This is a genomic window from Caulobacter sp. HMWF025 (assembly GCF_003060965.1).
GTDB lineage: Bacteria > Pseudomonadota > Alphaproteobacteria > Caulobacterales > Caulobacteraceae > Caulobacter.
On record NZ_QAII01000160.1, the window covers coordinates 1 to 3,497 of the forward strand.

2 tRNA genes and 2 rRNA genes are annotated in these 3,497 nt (G+C 54.3%); all 4 read right to left on the reverse strand.

The features are described from left to right. Nucleotides 1-1,331, reverse strand: a 23S ribosomal RNA gene (locus DBR10_RS17255); the annotation flags it as partial. Nucleotides 1,332-1,566: 235 nt separating this feature from the next. Further along, nucleotides 1,567-1,642: transfer RNA gene (locus DBR10_RS17260), tRNA-Ala, on the reverse strand. A gap of 83 nt (nt 1,643-1,725) precedes the next feature. Further along, a tRNA-Ile gene (locus tag DBR10_RS17265) sits at nt 1,726-1,802 on the reverse strand. 179 nt (nt 1,803-1,981) lie between these two features. Then, nucleotides 1,982-3,467: ribosomal RNA gene (locus DBR10_RS17270) — 16S ribosomal RNA — on the reverse strand. Nucleotides 3,468-3,497 lie beyond the last annotated feature (30 nt).

Below are 3,497 nucleotides of genomic sequence, written 5' to 3' on the forward strand. Positions count from 1 at the left end.
TTCGGCGAGAGTGTCTCTCACACTCTTTATCGCTACTCATGTCAGCATTCTCACTTCCGATACCTCCAGCAAGGCTCGCGCCTCACCTTCAACGGCTTACGGAACGCTCCGCTACCGCGTGCTTACGCACACCCATACCTTCGGCGTCTGGCTTGAGCCCCGTTACATTTTCCGCGCAGGTTCGCTTGACCAGTGAGCTGTTACGCTTTCTTTAAATGATGGCTGCTTCTAAGCCAACATCCTGGTTGTCAAAGCAAACCCACATCGTTTCCCACTTAGCCAGAACTTGGGGGCCTTAGATGATGGTTAGGGTTGTTTCCCTTTTCACGACGGACGTTAGCACCCGCCGTGTGTCTCCCGGATAGTTCTCTTGGGTATTCGGAGTTTGATTAGAATTGGTAGAGATCGCTCCCCCCGCATCCATTCAGTGCTCTACCCCCCAAGGAATACGTCCGAGGCACTACCTAAATAGTTTTCGCGGAGAACCAGCTATGTCCAGGTTTGATTGGCCTTTCACCCCTATCCACAAGTCATCCGAGAATTTTTCAACATTCACCGGTTCGGTCCTCCAGTAAGTGTTACCTTACCTTCAACCTGCTCATGGATAGATCACCTGGTTTCGGGTCGTCATGCGACGTACTTATTCGCCCTATTCAGACTCGCTTTCGCTGCGCCTACACCTAACGGCTTAAGCTTGCACGGCACATGAAGTCGCTGACCCATTATACAAAAGGTACGCCGTCACCACGCGCGGTGGCTCCGACTGCTTGTAGGCTTCCGATTTCAGGATCTGTTTCACTCCCCTTGTCGGGGTGCTTTTCACCTTTCCCTCACGGTACTTGTTCACTATCGGTCATTGAGGAGTACTTAGGCTTGGAGGGTGGTCCCCCCATGTTCAGACAGGATTTCACGTGTCCCGCCCTACTCGAGTCTGTCGCTATTTGACGCTTACGGGGCTATCACCCACTATGGCCGACCTTTCCAAGTCGTTCAGCTTTATGTCACGACAGCACTGGCCTGGTCCCGGTTCGCTCGCCACTACTACGGGAGTCTCGGTTGATGTCCTTTCCTCCGGGTACTGAGATGTTTCAGTTCCCCGGGTTTGCTTAATGGAGCCTATGTATTCAGCCCATTATACCTCTTCTGACCATCCAATCCTGGCCTAGCCCGAAGGCTAGACTAAGTTGGGTGACCATAAAGGTGGGTTTCCCCATTCGGAGATAGCCGGATCAAAGGGTGCTCGCGCCTCCCCGGCTCTTATCGCAGCGTGCCACGTCCTTCATCGCCTCTCAATGCCAAGGCATCCGTCAGAAGCCCTTATGCGCTTGATCGTTCTCAGCAAAACCCATGCGCTTCACATCTAGGGGATGTGTCGCATGCGCTTTGTAGTCAGACATTTGATGTCTTCTTCAAAGTCCGCCCTTAAACCAGCTGCATCCCAAGGGTGAGATGCAGGCGGCGGGTGAACCCTACCTTTACGATGTCATTTCGCATCCGGCGCTAAGCGCAGCGGACGCAAACTTGATCATTCCTCGATCGCGTTACCACCCCTTCCAGATGAAGAGATGGTGGAGCCAGACGGATTCGAACCGACGACATCCTGCTTGCAAAGCAGGCGCTCTACCAACTGAGCTATGGCCCCTCACACTCGGTGTGAGTTGCTAAGCCAGGAGAGCCTGGTCGCCCAAGTCAAACTTGAGAGTGCGGTATCCAATTAGGAGAGAGTGGTAGGCCCGATAAGACTTGAACTTATGACCTCACGCTTATCAAGCGTGCGCTCTAACCAACTGAGCTACGGGCCCATAGGCCGCATAGACCAGATCCCGTCCACTAGGGACAGACCCGCTCCTGGGCTCGCGATCGCCCCAGCAGCCTGAACGGCCGATGAGGAGTGGAAAGAGAAACGAAGACGGCGGCGATCCGCTCATCTGTATAATTAGACGCTTCAATAAGGCCGAAGCCTTGGAGAAGCAGTCCTTAGAAAGGAGGTGATCCAGCCGCAGGTTCCCCTACGGCTACCTTGTTACGACTTCACCCCAGTCGCTGACCCTACCGTGGTCGCCTGCCTCTCTTGCGAGTTAGCGCAGCGCCTTCGGGTAAAGCCAACTCCCATGGTGTGACGGGCGGTGTGTACAAGGCCCGGGAACGTATTCACCGCGGCATGCTGATCCGCGATTACTAGCGATTCCAACTTCATGCACTCGAGTTGCAGAGTGCAATCCGAACTGAGACGACTTTTTAGGATTGGCTCCCCCTCGCGGGATTGCAGCCCTCTGTAGTCGCCATTGTAGCACGTGTGTAGCCCACCTTGTAAGGGCCATGAGGACTTGACGTCATCCCCGCCTTCCTCCGGATTAACTCCGGCAGTACGATTAGAGTGCCCAGCCAAACCTGATGGCAACTAATCGCGAGGGTTGCGCTCGTTGCGGGACTTAACCCAACATCTCACGACACGAGCTGACGACAGCCATGCAGCACCTGTGTCCCAGTCCCCGAAGGGAAAACCACATCTCTGTGGCGGTCCGGGCATGTCAAAAGGTGGTAAGGTTCTGCGCGTTGCTTCGAATTAAACCACATGCTCCACCGCTTGTGCGGGCCCCCGTCAATTCCTTTGAGTTTTAATCTTGCGACCGTACTCCCCAGGCGGAGTGCTTAATGCGTTAGCTGCGTCACCGACATGCATGCATGCCGACAACTAGCACTCATCGTTTACAGCGTGGACTACCAGGGTATCTAATCCTGTTTGCTCCCCACGCTTTCGAGCCTCAGCGTCAGTAACGGACCAGTATGTCGCCTTCGCCACTGGTGTTCTTCCGAATATCTACGAATTTCACCTCTACACTCGGAGTTCCACATACCTCTTCCGTACTCAAGATAGCCAGTATCAAAGGCAATTCCAAGGTTGAGCCCTGGGCTTTCACCTCTGACTAAACTATCCGCCTACGCTCCCTTTACGCCCAGTAATTCCGAGCAACGCTAGCCCCCTTCGTATTACCGCGGCTGCTGGCACGAAGTTAGCCGGGGCTTCTTCTCCGGGTACCGTCATTATCGTCCCCGGTGAAAGAATTTTACAATCCTAAGACCTTCATCATTCACGCGGCATGGCTGCGTCAGGCTTTCGCCCATTGCGCAAGATTCCCCACTGCTGCCTCCCGTAGGAGTTTGGGCCGTGTCTCAGTCCCAATGTGGCTGATCATCCTCTCAGACCAGCTAAGGATCGTAGCCTTGGTGGGCCTTTACCCCACCAACTAGCTAATCCTACGCGGGCCGCTCTAATGGCGATAAATCTTTCCCCCGAAGGGCTTATCCGGTATTAGCTCAAGTTTCCCTGAGTTGTTCCGAACCAAAAGGCACGTTCCCACGTGTTACTCACCCGTCCGCCACTAATCCCGAAGGATCCGTTCGACTTGCATGTGTTAGGCCTGCCGCCAGCGTTCGCTCTGAGCCAGGATCAAACTCTCAGGTTGAGTTGACCGCTAACACAGACTTCAGATCAT